The sequence below is a fragment of the Roseateles saccharophilus genome, assembly GCF_004342485.1.
Taxonomy (GTDB): Bacteria; Pseudomonadota; Gammaproteobacteria; order Burkholderiales; family Burkholderiaceae_C; genus Pelomonas; species Pelomonas saccharophila.
Genome location: NZ_SMBU01000097.1, coordinates 1 through 1,507, shown reverse-complemented (window position 1 = coordinate 1,507; position 1,507 = coordinate 1). Strand labels below are relative to the sequence as shown.

Below are 1,507 nucleotides of genomic sequence, written 5' to 3'. Positions count from 1 at the left end.
CGGTCGCGATCGTCGAAGTGACGCCGGATCTGGTTGGCATAGCGCGACTCAACGAGCAGGAACAGGTGCTCGACGAAGAGGTAAAGCTCGACGGCGGCTTCGTCGCTGAGCCGGGGCAGCGGAACTGCGTCGCGCGGGTCTGGGGCGTCGGTCGTGGTCACTGCAACTCCGCGATGGCCTGCTGCAGCAACTCGTCAGGCAGATGGTTCAAGCCCTTGGGCACGGCCAGGCGCATGGCGGTACCCAAGATGCGACTGGCCTGGCGGGGCAGCCCCTTGGAGGCCTGGCGCAGGATCTCCAGCCCCGAATCGGCCAGCAGCGTGTGCTGGCATCCCGCGCGCTTGAGGCCGTGGGCGACGAGCTGCGCGAAGCGCTCGCGCTCGAAGATCGGCTTGAGCTGCACATGCACCTGGATGCGGCTGGCCAGCGCCGCGTAGGGCGCGCGCTCCAGCGTGGCCGCCAGGCTGGGGTGACCCACCAGCCACACGCTGAGCAAGTCGCGCGAGTCGAAGGCGAAGTTCAGGAAGGCGGGGAAGTCCCGGAAGAAGTCCGCGGGCAGGTTCTGCGCCTCGTCGACGATCCAGATGGGCGTGATCTGTTTGCCATCGGCCAGCTCGTGCACGCGCTGCTTGATGTCGCGCCACAGCTGTGCACGCCGGTAGCTGGGCTCCAGGCCCAGGGCGCGCGCCAGGCCGCGGTAGATGTCTACGCGCCCGAAGTCGGTCTCAGCCAGGTACAGCACCAGGTAGCGGTGGGGGTTGAGGCTGCGCGTGAGCTGGCGCAGCGCCGCGGTCTTGCCCACACCGGGCTCGCCGGTGAGAAGACCCACCCCCGGGGACTTCAAGAGCCAGTCGAAGCGCTGGGCCAGCACGGTGAGCGCGCCGTCGTCCCACGGCTCGGTGAGCTCCTTGCCCAGCGGCGCGTGCGTCAGACCGAAGTGTTGCAGGTACATGGCTCACTCCTGCGTGTTGTCACCGTGGTGTCGCCGCAGGGCGATCTCCACCAGGTTGGGCCCGCCGTGCGGGGCGAGCCCTTCGACGGTGGCGCCGGCCCTGTGCCGTGTTCGATGGAGGTTGCCGATCGCGTCCAGCGGCGTGGCCTCGCCGAGCGAGCGCCCTTGGTCGTCCTCCACGCCCACGACGCGCTGCGCGTGCGGATCAACCACGAGCTGCACCGTCTTGCCCGAGAGCTCGTAGGGCACCTCGAAGCGCTGGCCCTGGTACGACACCGTGCCGTCCTTGCGCACGTGGCGCTGGATGCGATGGTGGAACAGCGCGTCCAGTTGCGCGGCCTTGGGGCCCAGCACGCGGATGCGCGCGAGGTCGCGCTGGTAGCGCGCCAGCGGCGTCAGGCCGCCCAGCCCGGCATGCTCGCTGCGGTGATAGACCTGCTCCACCCAGGCCCACAGCCGCGCGTTCAGATCCTCCAGGCTGGTGATGTGGCGCTCGTCCAGCTCGGCCAGGAATGCGCCCCTGCAGGTCTTGTGATACCTCTCGAGTTTGCCTTT

At 69.1% G+C, this 1,507-nt stretch carries 2 protein-coding genes; both read right to left on the bottom strand.

Annotated elements, in window-relative coordinates; translation table 11 throughout:
* Window positions 1-157: 157 nt before the first annotated feature.
* Window positions 158-952, bottom strand: coding sequence for an ExeA family protein (locus tag EV671_RS26535; RefSeq protein WP_132576896.1), 795 nt, complete (start codon window positions 950-952; stop codon window positions 158-160).
* Window positions 953-955: 3 nt separating this feature from the next.
* Window positions 956-1,507 (bottom strand): Mu transposase C-terminal domain-containing protein (locus EV671_RS26530; RefSeq protein WP_165917750.1); only part of this gene is annotated, 552 nt, incomplete at its 5' end.

Bases quoted from the DNA above. Each gene is read 5' to 3' on its own strand.
- EV671_RS26535 (WP_132576896.1), bottom strand. From the start codon at position 952: ATGTACCTGCAACACTTCGGTCTGACGCACGCGCCGCTGGGCAAGGAG.